Annotated in this window: 16 protein-coding genes; 13 read left to right on the top strand and 3 right to left on the bottom strand. The window is 63.8% G+C overall.

Annotated features, from left to right (window positions below; genetic code table 11):
* Window positions 1–76 precede the first annotated feature (76 nt).
* Both CQW49_RS26330 and CQW49_RS26325 read right to left on the bottom strand, forming a co-directional pair.
* Window positions 77–355, bottom strand: a complete 279-nt coding sequence (locus tag CQW49_RS26330; RefSeq protein ID WP_420845618.1) for a hypothetical protein — start codon at window positions 353–355, stop codon at window positions 77–79.
* The gene (locus CQW49_RS26325) at window positions 352–645 is read right to left on the bottom strand and encodes a DUF6538 domain-containing protein (protein WP_420845617.1); all 294 of its coding nucleotides are present in this window, start codon (window positions 643–645) and stop codon (window positions 352–354) included. Before CQW49_RS26325 ends, CQW49_RS26330 begins: the two co-directional genes overlap by 4 nt.
* A 288-nt stretch (window positions 646–933) precedes the next feature.
* Here CQW49_RS26325 and CQW49_RS08540 point away from each other — a divergent pair, with 288 nt between their 5' ends.
* From CQW49_RS08540 to CQW49_RS08495, 9 genes are all read left to right on the top strand, one after another.
* Window positions 934–2,223: a tyrosine-type recombinase/integrase gene (locus CQW49_RS08540; RefSeq protein WP_004448328.1), complete on the top strand. Its 1,290-nt coding sequence runs from the start codon at window positions 934–936 to the stop codon at window positions 2,221–2,223.
* A gap of 211 nt (window positions 2,224–2,434) precedes the next feature.
* The gene (locus CQW49_RS08535) at window positions 2,435–2,761 is read left to right on the top strand and encodes a helix-turn-helix domain-containing protein (RefSeq protein ID WP_004448329.1); all 327 of its coding nucleotides are present in this window, start codon (window positions 2,435–2,437) and stop codon (window positions 2,759–2,761) included.
* 237 nt (window positions 2,762–2,998) lie between these two features.
* Complete coding sequence (locus tag CQW49_RS08530) at window positions 2,999–3,559, top strand: hypothetical protein (protein WP_004448331.1); 561 nt, start codon at window positions 2,999–3,001, stop codon at window positions 3,557–3,559.
* A complete protein-coding gene (locus tag CQW49_RS08525) occupies window positions 3,559–5,334 on the top strand; it encodes a helix-turn-helix domain-containing protein (RefSeq protein WP_115840138.1) in 1,776 nt (591 codons plus the stop codon). The genes CQW49_RS08530 and CQW49_RS08525 overlap by 1 nt, the downstream gene beginning before the upstream one ends.
* 541 nt (window positions 5,335–5,875) lie before the next feature.
* Entirely contained in the window at window positions 5,876–8,296 is a 2,421-nt protein-coding gene (locus tag CQW49_RS08515; RefSeq protein WP_004448336.1) for a hypothetical protein, read from the top strand.
* Window positions 8,297–8,363: 67 nt separating this feature from the next.
* The gene (locus CQW49_RS08510) at window positions 8,364–9,035 is read left to right on the top strand and encodes a hypothetical protein (RefSeq protein WP_004448338.1); all 672 of its coding nucleotides are present in this window, start codon (window positions 8,364–8,366) and stop codon (window positions 9,033–9,035) included.
* 28 nt (window positions 9,036–9,063) lie between these two features.
* Complete coding sequence (locus CQW49_RS08505) at window positions 9,064–13,362, top strand: hypothetical protein (RefSeq protein WP_004448340.1); 4,299 nt, start codon at window positions 9,064–9,066, stop codon at window positions 13,360–13,362.
* Window positions 13,363–13,375: 13 nt separating this feature from the next.
* Window positions 13,376–13,621: a hypothetical protein gene (locus tag CQW49_RS08500; RefSeq protein ID WP_004448342.1), complete on the top strand. Its 246-nt coding sequence runs from the start codon at window positions 13,376–13,378 to the stop codon at window positions 13,619–13,621.
* 41 nt (window positions 13,622–13,662) lie between these two features.
* Window positions 13,663–14,862, top strand: coding sequence for a hypothetical protein (locus CQW49_RS08495; protein ID WP_004448344.1), 1,200 nt, complete (start codon window positions 13,663–13,665; stop codon window positions 14,860–14,862).
* A gap of 3 nt (window positions 14,863–14,865) precedes the next feature.
* Here CQW49_RS08495 and CQW49_RS08490 read toward each other — a convergent pair whose 3' ends face one another.
* Window positions 14,866–15,090: a hypothetical protein gene (locus CQW49_RS08490; protein ID WP_155931289.1), complete on the bottom strand. Its 225-nt coding sequence runs from the start codon at window positions 15,088–15,090 to the stop codon at window positions 14,866–14,868.
* A gap of 85 nt (window positions 15,091–15,175) precedes the next feature.
* Between CQW49_RS08490 and CQW49_RS08485 the strand changes: the two genes are divergently transcribed.
* From CQW49_RS08485 to CQW49_RS08475, 4 genes are read left to right on the top strand one after another with little or no spacing between them, the layout of a single operon-like run.
* On the top strand, window positions 15,176–15,670 hold the full coding sequence (locus CQW49_RS08485) for a hypothetical protein (RefSeq protein ID WP_004448345.1): 495 nt from the start codon (window positions 15,176–15,178) through the stop codon (window positions 15,668–15,670).
* Between the two features lie 13 nt (window positions 15,671–15,683).
* A complete protein-coding gene (locus tag CQW49_RS24505) occupies window positions 15,684–15,962 on the top strand; it encodes a hypothetical protein (RefSeq protein ID WP_004448347.1) in 279 nt (92 codons plus the stop codon).
* A gap of 44 nt (window positions 15,963–16,006) precedes the next feature.
* On the top strand, window positions 16,007–16,411 hold the full coding sequence (locus CQW49_RS08480; RefSeq protein ID WP_155931290.1) for a hypothetical protein: 405 nt from the start codon (window positions 16,007–16,009) through the stop codon (window positions 16,409–16,411).
* Window positions 16,412–16,433: 22 nt separating this feature from the next.
* Window positions 16,434–16,811: a hypothetical protein gene (locus CQW49_RS08475; protein ID WP_004448351.1), complete on the top strand. Its 378-nt coding sequence runs from the start codon at window positions 16,434–16,436 to the stop codon at window positions 16,809–16,811.
* Window positions 16,812–16,843: the final 32 nt, after the last annotated feature.

Here is a 16,843-nt window from a genome sequence, read left to right as displayed (position 1 = left end):
GTATTACGCCATCCCGTGATCTCGTACGGGTGGGGCCAGGCGACCGTTTCGCCCCCGCTCCCTGCGCCAGAATATGTCATCGAAGTTCCGCCTGGATGCAGGCGGCGGCGAACGGGAGCAGAAATTCGGAAGTCGGGAGCATCGACACTCCGACCCGCCGAATGATGGCGTTCACGTTCCTGATACGTTCGGAAATGTAGCGGTCGACAGTCATGTCGTCGAGGCGGCGCCGAAGGTCGATCTGTTCCTGGCAGAGCTTATTGTTGGACCAGAGGTCCGAAGATCGCGCCGCGTCGCCGAGGTGGACGCGGCCGGAATAGCGCGGCAGGCGACGCTCCAGATTGTCCTGGATCAACCGGGCTTCGAACCATTGGGCGACCTCCCGCCAAGCGCTCGATGTCCAGCCGGACATGTCCTGAAGCGAGACGGCGAAACCGTCCTTGGCGCGCGGCTCCTCGAATTGCCGCTCGACGGCGGCATTGATCTGGGTCGCTTCCGAGAAGGCCGCGCTTTGATGACTGTCCGCAGCGACCGCTGGATGCGTGGCCGGCCGCCGAAAGCGGCTGCCAGACCGTCGGGGATCCGGCGGACGTAATAGAACCTATCGCCACGCCTTGTGACATGGGTCGGGGAGGGGCATTTCATCGTCCATGTTATGCACACGGCTTGCTTTCAAGCCGATGGGACGACGATGCGCGTTGATTTTGCTTGGAGTTTTGCCGTTTGGGGCTGTGCTGGCGCTCCCTAGGGGACTCGAACCCCTGTTTTCGCCGTGAGAGAGGGAAAATAAGGGAAAATCGGAACGTCCGCGAACGCGACTTTCGCGAGGATTTCTCTATTATCTAGTGGCTTATTGTTCGCCCATGTTCGCGATTGTCCGCGCCCGCCTTTTCCGTATAAGTTCCGCATACGGAAAACTCCTCGGGGGACGGCATGGCCAGGACGGTCAAGAACGCGAAGCTGGACACGCGCACGGCCCGCTCGAAGCTCCCCGAGCGCCGCGAGCCATTCTGGACCGTCCTCGTCAAAGGACGCGCGATCGGCTATCGCCGGGGCGCAAAGGGCGGGACATGGATCGCGCGTTTTCGCGACGATGCGGGGAAACAGCATTACGAAGCTCTCGGCGCGGCAGATGACGCTGTAGACGCGGACGGCGCATCTATCCTCGATTGGGCGCAAGCCCAGGCGAAGGCGAGGGCATGGTTCAGCCGAATCGCCAACGGGGGCGAGCAGCAAGGCGGGGTCTATTCGGTCGGGAACGCGCTCGACGACTATTTCGCCGATCGCGAGCGGCGCGGCTCCAAAGGGCTGGCGAAGGATAAGGCCGCAGGGAACCTGCGTATTCGGCCGGACCTCGGCGACGTCGATCTTTCGAAGTTGACGACGAAGAAGATAAGGGACTGGCACTCGGCCCTTGCCTCGGCGCCGAGGCTCGCGCGCGCAGGCCGCTCGGCCGAACCAAGGAAGGAAACCGCAATCGATACCGGGGACCACGACGAGGTTCGCGCCCGGCGCGCGACGGCGAATCGGACGCTCACGGTGCTAAAGGCCGCGCTCAACTTCGCCTTTCACGAAGGCCGCGCCGCGACGGATGATGCTTGGCGCAAGGTGAAGCCGTTCAAGGAAGTCGACGCGGCCGTTGTGCGCTTCCTATCGGACGATGAATGCCGTCGTGTCGTCAATGCCTGTGCGGGAGAGTTCCGTCATATCGTGCGCGGCGCGCTCCTAACCGGTTGCCGTTATGGCGAGCTGACGAGAATGATCGTCGCTGATTACACGCCGGAGTCGGGAATGATCGCTGTCCGCCTCTCGAAAGCCGGCAAGCCGCGTCACGTCGCGCTCAATGACGAGGGCCGCGCTCTATTCGACGAGCTGACGAGTGGGAAGCCCGGCGACGGGCTAATCTTTACCCGCGACGATGGCGGGGCGTGGGGCGACTCGCATCAACAGCGCCCGCTTGAAGCCGCTTGCGCGCGCGCCAACATCGAACCGGCGGCGACCTTCCACGTCTTGCGCCACACATACGCCAGCGCGCTCGCGATGCGCGGCGTTCCCATGGGCGTGATCGCCGCGCAGCTCGGCCACGCGGACACGCGCATCACAGAAAAGCATTACGCGCACCTCGCGCCGTCTTATGTCGCCGACACCATTCGCGCGGCACTGCCAGCGCTCGGTATTGTCGAGACGAGCAACGTCGAGCGCATCGGCAGGAGAACGGCTTGACACCAAACCCCGATGTTGCGCGCGGACCTTTTCAAACGCGCGTGTCCGCGGGAACGCTGTGGAACATGGTGCATTGACTTCGCGAGTTGCTCGGGCTTCATTACGTATCGTCAGATGAGCGCTCGCGTGCGGAGGACGCCCACGGTGGCACGCTCAAACGCCGATTTCGGCCCTCTGGCGCCTCTCCATTTTGCACACGCAAGAGCGCCCCATGTCGCATGAATCTGCCCGTCGTCGTCGTAAGTCGGCCGCCGCCCCGACCATCGCCGCATTGACCTTTTCGCCAGAAACAATAGACGCCATCGCCGATGCGGTTGCGGAGCGCATCGTCGAGAAATCGAAGACTGCCAAAGCTCCGCCCCCCACGACGAGCGAACTGCTCACCATCAAGCAATTCTGCGAGGTGACGAAGCTGTCGCGGACTCGCGTTTACACGCTCGGGAAGTCTGGCGCGCTCGAAATGGCCCGCGTCGGCCATCGCGTTCGCATCCCTGCGTCGGAAGTCGAGCGCGTCCTGCGGGGGGAAATGGCGGCGTAAGCCGCTCCTTCGCCGGATGGCCCGCCAATCGCGACGCCGCGCGCATCGATCGCCGCGCCGCATAGACCAAAAGAAAACGCCCCCGCGACTAAGACCGCAGGGGCGCTTATTCGTTTCTTCGAGATTGGTCGCCACCGCTCTCGAAGGAAGGAAAAATCCGCGTAGGAGCGCGGCGAACCTGCATTTTATGCACGTTTGGCGCTCCGCGTGTCAATGGAAAAATCCGTAGGAGCGGACATGAAAAATCGAACATTCACGATTGCTCAGTGGACGGGCGCTGCGGCACTCGATGTCAATCTGTCGCCGCTGGCGCTTCGTTTCGCCTGCCTCTACGGATCATGGGCGGCGGAGAAACCGGGCGAGGCGATCGGCATAAACTACGCCTTTGCAGCGCAGAAATTCAGAGCCCCTGAAAGCGCCATTTTTCGCGCGTTGTCGGAACTCGTCGCTCGAGGATATCTCGTCGCGACGATCGACGATGGGAGGCCTCGCTATCGGATGGCCGATCCCGATGTTCCCGGCGGCCCGATCCCGTGGGAGGAGTCTCCCGAGGACGCAAAGCGCCATCGGAAGCGACGTCGCGCGCTCAAGAAGCAAATCCTCGAGGCGCTTCCCGACGCGACGCAGCAAGAGCTATTCGCGTTCGGCGCCGACCTCGTTTTGCAGAGAAAGGCCTCGCTCTTCGATCTTGCTGCGCTGGTCGAGACGCCAGCGAGCGCGATCATTTCTGATTTTCAGCGCCTCGCCGATCGCCAAGTCACGGCGAACGATTTCTTCTCCGACGATGAGCCGTTCTGATGGCTGACCTTCAACGCAAGATCGCCCCAGGCGCTCCGCCGCGCGAGCATGTCGTAAACTTCACGCGCCAGCGTTTCCAATGGATTGACGCTGTAGCAGGCGAGCCCCGTCTCCCTGCTGCTGCGAAGGCCATCGCCGTGAAACTCTTCGTGCGGCATTTCAACGCCGAGTATGGCGGTTGCGCATGGCCCTCGGCCACGAAGCTCGCCGAAGAAATCGGAGCGAGCGAAAGGACCGCGCGCGCCGCCCTGCAACAGCTCGCGGAACTCGGCTTCCTAGAAGTCACGCCACGCGCCAGAGCGACGAGCATTTATCGAATGATGCTTCCCGCCTCGACGGCGGCAGAAATCACGCCACGGGCCGAAAATGCTGATATCGCGACGAGAGGAAAGACGGTGAAGAACCAGAGCGTTAGCGAAGCGTTGCCCGGAAGCGCATTTCCGCCAAATTGCCCGGAAGCCGATTTCTGGCCATTGCCCGGAGACGCGGCCGAAGGTTGCCCGGAAGTCCAGCGCACTTTTAGCCGGAAGCCGGCTTCCCATGATTCTAATATAGGGATTCAATCTAGAGATCGTTCTCATTCTTCGAACGATCATATGCGCAGCGACGAGCACGCCGACGACGAGCACGTTCTCGACGATCGGCAGGCCGAGCCGACGAGCACGCTCATGGCGGCGGCCCTTCGCCGGCTCGACGAGCAGCACCTCGACCTGGACAAGCCCGCCCTCGACGAGCCGCAAACCGGCGAGATCGCGGCAGCGGCGCCGAGAGGCTTGGCGGAAGCGAGCGTCGAGACCGCGCCCTCGCCGGCGAGCATGACGGCGGCGGAACGGGCCGAGGCTCGGAAGCGCCTCCTCGAGCGGCTTGCGGCGCTGGACGCCGCCGAGCCGGACTCGTCCCGCTCCACGGCGGAATGCGGCAGCGGAAACGGGGCAGAGGGAAGCGAAACCGATCCAGCCGCTACCGTGACAGCAGAGTGGGACGAAAACGTGCCAGCAGCCTCCGCAGACGATCTTCGCGAGCCGGCGGAGCCGAGCGCCGGAGTCGAGCGGGTTGCAAAGGCGAAGGGGAAGGCGAAGGCCGCGAAGTCCCCGGCCGGGGCGTTCGATCGCTTGTGGGCCTGCTACGGTCGGAAGGTCGGGAAGCTCGCCGCAGAGCGGGCTTTCGAGGCGGCTCTGCGCCGGGGCGTCGATCCTGAAACGATCATCGTAGCGGCCGAGCGTTACGCTGTGGCATTCGACGCGAGCGGTAAGGAAGCGCAGTTCCGCCCGCACCTGTCGACCTGGCTCAACGGCGGGCGCTATCTCGACGAGGATTTGCCGACGTCGCCGAGCGCAGGCTCCGGGATGATACCGGCGGACTATCAGCCGACGCAGGACGATATCGCGGCCGCTTTTCAACGCGGAATAGACGTCCCGATGATGCGCGTCGCTTGGCCCCGATTCCGCGACGCTGTTCGTAGCCGCAGCGCTCCGCCTGCCGATATCTCCGCAGCTTGGCGGAACTACTGCGATCGGTTGGCGGAAAACATGGAACGCCAGCGCCAGCGTGACGCGAACCGTCCCGGATCGATCGTGACCGCGGTGAACGAGCTTTGTGCCGAGATCGAAGGAAGGAAGCTGAAAGAGGTCGCCCCCTCGGCTTTCGGCAATCCCGGCGGCGGCTTGGAAAATCTCGACTTCACCGGCGGCGAGGCTGACATGGGAAAGCTCGATTTCTCCGCCGGCGCGATCGATCTGAACGCGACCGAATATCGCGATGAAACGAGGCATTGACGATTCGCGCGCCGGAAATTCCCGGAACGGCGCGCACGTCTCTCGCATCGCGTGAGATGGATTGAGCTTGACGCGGGATCCGCCGCACGACAAAATTGTATAGCCTGTCCAAAGTGGGTTTGAGATCGCTCTCGCCCCCTTCGGGCTCTTCAACACAGCACGATCGAAGCCCGCGCGCCGCTCCGGCACGTCGGGCTTTTTTCGTCTGTCCGAACGGAGAAACCATGGCCCGAAAGCCTCAACACGCGCCAGATCCTCGCTGGACGCCTGTCGACGATTGTGTCGCCGCCTATCGCCTGTCGCGCAGCACGCTCTATCGCCGAGCCCGCGAAGGCTCTGTCCGCCGCACGCGACGCGGAAGCGACGTGTTTTTCAGCGCCGCCGACTTGGACAGCCTGCTTGATCGCAACGCGACGGAGCTCGCGGCCCGCTAAAATCTCGGGCCGCCGATCGACCTTGCCTCTCGTCCTCGATGGCCTGACCCAGACAAGCGAGAACAACCGCGTCGTGATGACGCGCGCATTCGAAAGGATCGAACAGAATGGGGAATTTGCCTGAAAACCCGGGGTATGTGTCTGGCGTTGCGGGAGACTACACGTTCAACGCCAGAACCTACGGATTGCTCGGCGAGTCGTCCAGCATTGCCCGCGCGAGCCTTCTCGACCAGACGAGCGTGTTCGACGACATAATCGCCGCTGTGAAATACATGCAGGACAATGCCGCGACAATCCTGACATCGCAGAGCATGGCGCCGCTCACGACAATCGTCGACCTTCCTCCCGGCGTTATCGGCGTCACCGCAACAAATTTGGCGTGGCAGGAGCCTGACACATTCGTTGCCGGCGCCAGCATAAATAACTACGCCGCAGTCATGCTGACTTGCGACAACATCGTCATTCGAGGCAACGGAACGACGATCATTCATAAGAACCCTGGCGCGCTCTCCGGCTATTTCTACATATTCGGCACGGGCTATCAGCGCGCGCTGACCACGGGCTTGAATCCATTACGCGTATGGAACGGACTGCGCCGCGTCTATGTCACCTGCTCTGCTCCTCACCGCCTCACGAAAGGCGATGTCATCAAGATCGGCGGATCGATGACGACCACGAGCGGCGTCAGCTTTTCGGCGATCTCTGGCTATCAGACGGTCTCGGCCTATCCTATCTCGTCGACTCAATTCTATTTCTTCTACGACGACGCATTTGCGGCCGCGTCGGCCGATAATAGCGCGATGGGCGGAAGCTCGCTCACCTTCACGGCGTTGCGGAGTGTGAGCAATATCTCGTTCGATGGTGATCTCACATTCGATGTTTCCCATCCGACAACGATGTCGGGCGGCAGCGACACGGCGGCAATCTTTCTCAACGGCGCGAACAACGTCTACATCGATGCGAAATTCAAATCGTCGACTCTGCCGGAGGTGGATTTTGGCGGCAGGGGCGTGCGTGGCTACAATTCCAAATACATTCGCTTCAGCGATCGATGCACATTCGACACGATGAGCCAAGGCGCGCTGTTCTCTTATTGCGGCGAGCTGAGCTTCGGCGATCTGTCGTTCCGCAATGTGAACGAGGCGATCGATATTCAGCTTGCGTGCTGGAATCTCCGGTTCGGAAAAATCTACGGCAAATTCGACGCCGACTTTCAGCCGACCGATGCGACGCGCTCGCAGGAGCGCCAGCTCATTGATATCTCGGACGCACATAATGTGCATATCGAAAGCATCATCACGGAGCGCTACTACGAGCCGATCTTCATCTATCCGAAGAACGAGTGGAGCACCTATACCTCGTTCCTCGACAATGCCGGAACGATCAACAATCTCAACCCCTGGGGCGTGCAGGATATCTATGTCGGCAGCGTGATCGCGACGAACGACGACGGCTATTCGAGCGATTGCCGGATGGGGTTGTTCGGTTGGCACATGGAATCGTCGCTCGATTTGACGCCCGTCACCAATCCATTCACGACGCAGAACGGATCAAGCACGGTGACCTATACGAACGCGGTCGCGCATCGCGTGAAGGTTGGCGATGCGGTCATTTTCAGCGGCACGATTTCGAGCGTCGGTGGACTGACGAGCGGCAATATCTCCGGCAGCAGGACCGTGCTTGCCGTCCCGACGCCAACGACGTTCACCTTCACAGCCGGTGCCAGTGCGACGAGCGGCGCGACCGGCGGCGGGTCTGGGGTCGCGGCTCAAATGCCTAACCATGGCGTCGCGAATGTGCCGGAACCTAAGAATATTCGTATCGGCAGCTACACGTCGCGGGGTGGTGGCTATGTCACCATCGAGGCTGGCGATATCGCGTTCGGGAACCTCGTCCTAGAGGGGACGCCCGGCCCTGGAGCTGCGCTGCGCATCGGCTCGCAAACCGTGACCGACCCCGACATGGGCTTTGTCACGAAGAACGGCTCGGTTTCAATCGACCGTCTCGCGATTTCGGATTGCGCCGTCGGGCTCACGATCACAGGATCGCCGACCGTGCGCTTCGGCGATGTCGTCATTCCATCGACTGTCACCACGCCGATGTCGTCGATCTCGACCAGCGCAGACATAGACAAATACTCCACCCGCCTCGGCGCTGTCGATGTTGCGGCGGCGGCGACGGTGGACGAGCCGCTACTCGCCATCGGCGCGAACGAGGGCGCCTATGTGGTTCAGGGCTGGTTGTCGAGTGTCGGGGCGATCACTGCGAACGGAACCGATTATGCGACGGCGCAGCTAGTCAAAGTGTCGTCGGGAGCCGTCGCCACGATCGGCGGAAGCGCGGTCAACTACGGCAGTAGCGCAATCAATGCTGGCGTCATGACCGCGCTGAACGGCAACGGGACCGATTCTGTCGGGCTGATCGGCCCTGACAATGTGGTCGCCGTGCGCTTCACGAAGGCCGGCTCGGGAAAGACCTATCCGAGCCTTTCCGCGAAGCTCTCAGCGATCAAGTGGCGAACCGCGTAACCGACGAGACTCCTGCCCGCCTGACCCTGCGCCGGCCTCGGCCGCGCCTCTCGAAAGCTCATTCACCATGCAGACCGAAATTCACGACGGCGCCGATGCGCTGGTGGACGCCTCGCCTTGTCCGAAATCGGCCGAGGAGCAGCGCGCCGCCCTCGCCGATCTTGTCGAGCGGGGCGAGATCGCGACCCGCACGCGCGCCAATGCAGCCGAGACGTTCTCGCGCATCATGCAAATTCCGCACGAAAACCGTGACCTCGTTCTGGCGCGGCAGTTCGGCGAGCACATCGGCGCCGAGACCTTGCGCCTTCGAGCGGCACTTGCGAGCAATCCCGCCGTCGAAATCGTGCGGGAGATCATCGAAGAGATTTGGAGAGAGACTTACGACGAAGCCGAGCGCACCTTCGATCAAGATCCGATCGCCATCGCCGTAGCTCTCGACGCGAACGCCGCCGCATGGCGCACGCTGGAAAGCCTCATCTCCGAGCACGCGCAAGACGCTCATGACGAAATGCGAGCGGTCGAGCGCATCGAAAAAGCACGCGGCGTTGACGGCCCCGCATGTGTCGCTTTCGTTCGCGGCCGAGCGCTCGGCCGAATGCTCGGAACCATCCGCGCGACGTTCGACCCGTCCGGCCCGATCGCCTTCGATGCGCTCGAGGAAGCTGTGACCTCAAGTTTCAACGAACATATCTCCGCGCTCGAATCGCTCGCCGCCGCCGCGCCGGCCGGCGCGGCCTGATAGCCCTTCGCCTCAAAAGGAAAAACCCATGCGTTTCGTCGAGTCCGCGGAACTTCGCATCGTCGATAACTCGACGAAGCAGCTGAACCAAATTGACCGAAAACTTCGGGCGCTTGGCGTCACGGCCCGCGCGCTCAAAGGCACCCTCGCCGGCCTCACCATGCCGACCGTTCCCACGAAGGGCGTCGCAGCCGTCACGGCGGCGTTGACGGCGCAGAGCCGCGCGGCCGCGGCGGCCGCGCGCTCGATGGAGCGCCTCGGCGCTTCCTATGCAGGCGCCGGGCGTGGCGCAGATCGCTTCGCCGCCGCGGCGTCTCATGCCGACGCCGAGGCGCGCCGGCTCGGGATATCTCGAGTCGGCGTTACCGTCTCGACGGCGCAGGGCGTCGCCGAACTGCGGAAGCTCGGCGCCGCGGCCCAAGCGCTGAAACGCGACCTCTCCTCTCTCGCGCTGCCGCAGCTGCGCATGGCCGGCGCCGATGGCCTGCGGAAGTTCCATTCCGACGTGCGGACGCTCAAATCCGACCTCGCGTCGCTCGCTGTGCCGCAGCTGCGCGCGCCTGCGCTGGCGGGAATGGCGACGCTGCGAGCCGAGCTGCGCGCGGCGAAAGCGGAACTCGCATCGCTCGAGCTGCCGCAGCTGCGCGCGCCTGCCCTCGACGGATTTAAGACATTCCGAGCGGAAATCCGCGCGGCGAAAGCGGACATAGCCGGGCTCGTGCTGCCGCAGCTGCGCGCGCCGAACCTCTCCCCACTTCGCCAGCTCGAAACCGAGGCGAGGAAGGCGAAGAGCGCGCTCGACGCGCTCATGTTCCCGCCGCTGCATGTGCCGAGCCCTGGCGGCATAAAGAAGCTCGGCGTCGAGGCGCGCGCGTTGAAGGCGACGCTGGACGCCATCGCATTCCCCGCGCTGCATGTGCCGGGGACCGCGGATCTGCGGAAGTTTCGCGCCGAAGCCTTGGTGCTGCAAAGGGAACTCGCGGGCCTCTTCATCCCGCAGCTGCGCACGCCGAGCACGGCCGGCTTGAAGAAGATCGCGACCGCGGCGCGGAATGCGAGCGCGGAACTGTCGTGGCTCGTCATTCCCAAACTGCACGCGCCGAGCCTCGCCCCGCTCAAAAAGATCCGCGACGAGGCGCGCAAGGCGCGGGGCGAACTCGACGGGCTCGCCATTCCCCCGCTTCGCGCGCCGAGCCTCGCGGGCTTGAAGAAGGTCGGCGCGGAGGCGCGCAAGGTCAGCGCGGAACTCGCCGGCATTCACATTCCCGCGCTGCATGTGCCGAGCGCGGCGGGGCTCAAAAGCCTCGGCGCAGCGGCCCGCACGCTCAAAGCGGAGCTCGGCAGCCTCACCATGCCGGCGCTGCACGCACCGAGCGTCGCCCCCATTTCGTCCGTGACCCGCGCTATGCGCGAGCAGCGCGACGCGGCCCGGGCGGCGGCTGACGCCGTGCATCGGCTCTCGGACGCCTATAGTGTGCTCTCCCGGAGCGCCCCGCGGCTCGGCGGCGTCGTGCGGCACACGACGACGAACATGGCGGGCCTCACTGCGGCGGCGACGGGCGGCGATTGGCTCCTCGAGCAGGGGCGCGCGGCGCGCGCGGCGGCGCGCGGGCTCGACCGGCTGGGGACCGCTTACGCGAGCGCCGCGACGAAGGCGCAGCGGTTCGGCTCCTCGGCCGCGAGCGTGACGCAACAGCTCCACGCGCTCATCGGCGCGGTCGGGCAGGCGAAGGCGCTCGGGAAGATCAGCCTCGGCAACAATCTCCTGCCGGGGCAGGGCGGCGGCCGGCGCGGGCAGGGGAAGGAAAAGACCTATTCCGCGCACCTCTATGCGAACCCAGCGCATTCGATCGGCAACGCCGCGCTCTCTGGCGCCTTTGGGCACGATTTGAGCCTCGCGCAAGCGCTCACGATCTCGGCGATGGGCTCTGTCGTCGTGAAGGCGTCCCATGTCGCGCTCGAAGGCGCGAAAGAAATGTCGACCGCGCACGAGCGTCTCTTTCAGAAGGGCGCGACGCCCGAATATCAGGATTGGGCGGATCGTGAGGCGCATCGCGTCGCGGCGAAATACAAGGACACGTCCGTCCAGGACAATCTCGAAACCTTGAACGACATCGGCGCCGCCGTTCACGATCGCGGCGGCCAAGCGCAATTGATGGAGCTGCTCGCCAAGCGCCAGCAGCTTATGGTCGGGCAGGGGCAGGACTCGAAAGAGGTTCGCGACTCCAACGTCCGGCTCATCAAGACGCTGGAAATGTCGGGCTCGCTCGTCGATCAGAACGGCCATTTCAACGCCGCCCGCACAGAGGCGATGTTGCAGATGATCCAAGGCGTCGAAGCGGTCGAAGGCCGCAACATCGACGCCCGTCAAGTCCAGATGGCGTTCAAATATCTGCGCGAGAACGCTCTCTCGCAGACGATGGGGAACCTCCGCAATTCGCTCTTCATGGCGGCCGAGGTCGGCGGCTCGTCGGCGGGAACGAATATCGGGCAGGCGATCAATAACCTATCGGGCCATGCGACGAAGGAAGTCCTCGCCAACGCGGCGCAGCTCGGCCTCGGAACGGCTAAATGGGAGACGAGCAGGAGCGGCAAGCGCAAGCTCGTCGACTATCAGGTCAATGACGAGGAGCTTCTGCGCAGCGACTTCGGCGGATGGATCGAAAAGCAGCTCATGCCGAAGATCCACGACGCCGGGATTGATCCGAAAACCGACGTGGCCGAACTGTCGAAGTTCCTCAGCAAGATCGTGTCGCGCCAGACGTCCAAAGACGCCTTGATGAAGTGGATTACGCAGCATCAAGAAAGCGCCAACAAGGCCGAGGCGGCGGGGAAGGTCAAAACCGACGAGGAGACGGCGGAGCGCGTCCCGGAGCGCGACTATACCGCGGCGTTCGTCGCGCTCGAAAAGCAGATGTCCTCGGCCGCTGGCGACGTCGGCAAGAAGCTCAATGGCCTCATCCTCCCCTCGGTCAACGGCGCGGCGACGCTCTTTTCCGACCTCGCTCGCGTGGTTTCCGGCACGGCGACGGAAGCCGAGAAGTCGTCGCTCGTTACCGGCGGCATCAAAGCGACCGGGGCCGGGGGCCTGGCTCTCTTCCTCGGAAGCAAGCTGCTCCCGATGCTCAACCCGCTCAACGGCTCGGCCGTCGCGCTCACGGGCTCGGCAACGGCGCTCGGCGGCTCGGCGGCGGCGCTCACGGGCGCGGCGGCGACGCTCGGCGGCGCTGGCGCTCTCGGCGGCGCCGGTGGCCTCGCCGGAGCGGCGGGCGCGGCGGGCGCGGGCGGGCTCCTCTCGAGAAGCATCTGGCAAGTCGCCGGACGGGCCTTCGGCACGGTCGCCGTAGGCTATATCGCTGAACGCCTTGGCGAGGCGTGGCTCGAAAAGCTTTCTCCCGACACCGGGAAGAAGGTCCGGCAGTTTCGAGAGAAAACCGAAGACGAACTCGCCGCGAAGTCTGTCGACGCGTTTACGGTTGTCATGGGCGGCTCGCTTCCCGAAACAAAGCCGGCGGCGATCACCACGGACGATCGCTTGCGGCTCCTCGGCGACGAGGCGACGCGCTTGCAAAAACGCCTCGTCGACCTCGGCGAGGCCTATAGCCGCGACAAGGGAGGGGCCGCGTCCAGGGCGATGGAGGACGAGACGGCCGATATCGTGAAGCGGTTGGAGCGCAATGCGCGCGCCGCCGTGGCCGTGGCGCCAGCCGTCAAGTCGGATGTCGAGCCGCCGATCGCGCGCGTCGCGCAAAAGGAAACGGCGGAGCCGGCCGATATCGTCAAGCGGTTGGAGCGTGACGGGCGCGCGGTCGCGGCCATCGCCCCGGGTGTCGTGAAGCCGCCCGAGCGCGTTGGGCGCGACGATGCGCCAAATGCTGCCGATATTGTGAAGCGGCTCGAACGCGATGCGGCGGCAGCGGCCGGGGCCAGAAAGGCGCTCGGGAATTTCGGCGGCGACTACGGGAAGATCGGCGGCGGTGCTGGCGTCGGCGAGCCAGACGGCCCCACGATCCCGCCCGGCGGCTTTCTCGGCGGCGCGACATTCGAAGCGGCGCTTTCGAAGTTCTCCGAGGCGGGGCTGACGACGATCTCGGGGCTGAAAGAGGCCGCGAGCCAATTCGAGAGGATTGGCGGGACGGTGGGCTCGGATATCGCCTCGGCGGCGAAGGAAGGGCTCGCCGGCGCTTGGGGCGACGCGACACAAGCTCTAAAGGCTGGAGGCGACGCAGTTGCAGCGTCGATCCGAGGCGCGCTCGCGGGCGGCGTCGCGGTGCATTTGCAACAGGCTGGACCTTCGACCGGCTCCGCGAGCCCGTCGAAACAATGAAGGGTGATGCGCAATGACAACCATCCACGACGATAAAATCTCCTCGGCGGATATTGCCGCCTATCAGGCGAAAAAGGATGACGTGCGGCGTGCTGTGGTGCGCCTGCGCGCCGACGATATCGCGCGGCGGGTCGAGCGCTCGCTGATTGCGGCGCATGAGATTTTCGGCGACGCCACGAAGTTCCGCACGATCGAAAGCATGAACCCAGAACAGCTCATTTGGAGCATAGGGCCGAAGGTGAAGGCCGCGCAGCAATGATCGACTTGCGCAATTTGGCAAACTGACCGGAGTGCTTGACTATGGCCGATCCTTTCGAAGTGAGAGTCGGCGGGCAAAAGCTCGTCGGCTGGACCAGTGCGAAGCTCTCTCGCAGGCGCAAAGACCTCACCGGCTCTCTGACGCTCGAATGCTTCTACGGCTCCATCCCCGAGACACCTGTGTTGCGGAACGTGAAAGCAGGCGCCGAAATCCAAGCGCTTGTCGGCGGCTCGGTCGCCTTCACCGGCAAGATCGACATGCGCAATGGTCGAGGGAAGAAGCGCAAGACGGCGGACGCCACCGGCGATAAGAGCGACGAGACATTCCAGCGCAGCGTCAGCATCGGCCGCGACGCCTACTCGGTCACGATCACAGCGCGCGGCGAGACCAAGCGCCTGATCGACTCCTCGCACGACCACCCGACCGGGACGATGAAACAGGTATCGCCGGGCGACGTCGTGCGCGGCCTTGTGAAGAATTTCGGCGTCAAATTCGTCGATGCGAGCGGCGCGAACATCAAGCTCGAAAAGGCACGCTTCCGCGACGGCGCCCCGGTCGTGGGGGAAATCCATCGGTTCACCAAAGAGCACAATCTTATCGTGAACGAGACGCGCGACGGGACCCTGCAAATGACGAAGCCGGGGAACGAGCCGCGCGGCGTCGATTTGATCCTCGGACAGAACATCCTCGAGTTCTCGGCCGAGCAATCGGAGGACGTGGCGAACTCGTCGATCACGGTAAAGGGCCAGCGCACGGGCTCGGCGCAATATGGTTCCGCTGCGGTAAATCGCAGCGTCACGGCGAAGCAGTCGGGCTCGTCATCGGACTATTCGCCCTTCATGGTCCAGATTACGGGCGACGCGACGGACGAACGGCTGAAGGCGCGCCTTCAGATCGAGAACCGGGAGCGGCAGGAGCAATCGAAGAACATCACGGTCGACGTGTTCCACGTCCAGGACGCCGCCGGCGCGCCCTGGGATATCGGCGTGAAGCATTATGTCGAGGTCGCCCCCGAGGGGATCTATGACGACTTCGTGGTCGACGAACTGGAATATGAGGTCGACGCGAGCGGAACGCTCAAAACGACACTGACGCTCGTCGCCGCGGCGAACGATGGCGACGGGCAGGCGAGGAGCGACTCGCGCGCGAAAGGCGATGCTCGGCGCGCGGCCGCAGGGATAAGCGCCTCACCGGGCCTCTATCCTGACCCGTGGACAATCGGGAAGATGATTTTCGAATAAGTTTCAGCGCTTTCCAAAAACACCGAGGCGAGCCGCGGCTTCGGCCTCGATATGCTGGCGACGCATGGCTTCTTGAACTTCGGCCTCATGCTTGTCGCGCTTATAATCGGCGACGATCTTATCTTGGCGTGCTTGGAAGTTAGGGTCTTTCTCCTGCTCCTTTCCAATTACCCAAAGCTCAATAACGCAATATATCAGCAGCGATATTATCGCAGTCCATTTCACCATGACGAAGACTCTCTCTGCCAGCGAATAGAGCAACGGAAAATTCGCCAAGCGCTGCGAAATGTCAACGGAAAAACCCGGAGCGAGAATGTCGAGCCTTAAGGACTTTTCGGATGCTGTTCGCGATGGGCAGGACTCGACCGAGCGGCACACGTTCAACGAAATGACGTTCGGCTCGGGCGGCGCGACGGTCGCCGTGAAGGGGAACGGGACCGAGGACGATGACTGTGTTGTCCTCGCGCTCGGCGGCGCCATCATGCATCTGCCGAAAGGCACGAATGCCGAGGTCATTCTCCTCTCGGGCGGCGGCGACAACAACGCAAAATTCGCTCTCGTCGTCGGGCCTCGCGACAAGCAATACGCCTCGCAACCGGGCGAGGCGTGGACGCAAGACCCGATGGACCCGAACAAACGGATCGGCTTCACGGCGAACGGCGTTCGCATCGTCGGGACGCAGAGCGGAACCATCGCGATCGGCGACAATGGTGCGGTCGAGGTCGACAAAGACGGCAATGTGTGGCTGCGCGGACAGGTCTATGTCGAGCGGCCCATAATCCAACAGACGAAGGCATTCACAAGCTGAAAGGAAGAAACCAATGGGTTTGAAGGCGCTTCCTCGCCTAGAAACGGTCAATCCAAACGTTGCCGCTAAGCGCCTCGGCCGTGCGCTTCACTCCCCCGCCGGAACGGTCCCGATCGTTCGTCGAGACGACGTTGAAGCCCTCTACTGGGCGCTCGGCCCGCGCACCTACACCGAGGCCGATCGGCTCGCGATCGAAGCCACGCTCCATGCCGCGCGTTTTGCCGGCTCGCGAACACTCGACCTTCCGAACGAGATCATCCGCGCGCTGATCGCGCCCTTGGCAGAACCCTGACCGGCGGCGCCGAAGTCCCCAACCGAAAAACGTCGACGCCGCCCTTGCCGCTCGGCGCGATGCGCAAACGCCAAGCGAAACCTTCCCCTGCGCAACCTCCTACAGAGAATTTCCCCATGTCGAAACCCAGTTCCACGCCGACACCGCCCCAGACGATCGCTCCGCCGCCGGGGCCGAGCCTTACCGAAGCTCTGCGCCGCCTCGCCGACGAGTTCGAAGACTCGCGCCGCAGCGCTTCGCCCGACGTCGCGGCTCGCCGCGACGACCTCGAAGCCGTCGCCCAGGCCATCGCCGACGCCGACGACCTCGGCGCCATCGGCCCCGGCGAGCGACTGCAAATCGACTCCGCTCTTGCCGACGTCCGCGAACGCGGCGGCTCCCACGCCGTTCTCAGCAAGACCACTCTCGCCGCGATCTTCGCGACATTCCCCCTACCGCTCGCGGCCTGATCTATCGAAAGGAAAATCCCAAATGTCGACTGACGCCAATGTCGCCGCCGCCGCTCCGGCTCCCTACGTTCTGACGAGCGAGATTTCGTTCTCGGACGCGCAGCTCCTCGAGCGCTATCAAGAATTTTCGAGCGAAGTGAAGGCCTCCCGCACGAATCCGGTTCACGCGCTCGGCGTTCACCACGACTTCGCGCGGGTCCTCCTGAATGGCGCGGGCCTCTCGGCGAACGAAACCGCGACGATGCGGCTGAAATTCCGCGACATGGCAGAGCGCGGAGGCCATATCGTCGCCATCCCGTTCCCGATCGCCGACCGGCTCGAGGCCGAGCGCCGACCGTTTTTCTCGGCGATCGAAAAGCGTCTCGCCGATGAAGCGGCCGAGCGCGAGTTCGCAGCGTAACGATCCTCATCATCACCATGACGAAAGGCCGG

It is taken from the genome of Methylosinus trichosporium OB3b (assembly GCF_002752655.1).
In the GTDB taxonomy this organism is placed as follows: domain Bacteria; phylum Pseudomonadota; class Alphaproteobacteria; order Rhizobiales; family Beijerinckiaceae; genus Methylosinus; species Methylosinus trichosporium.
The sequence above is the reverse complement of the archived record's forward strand: the minus strand, read 5'-3'. Positions and strand labels throughout refer to the sequence as shown.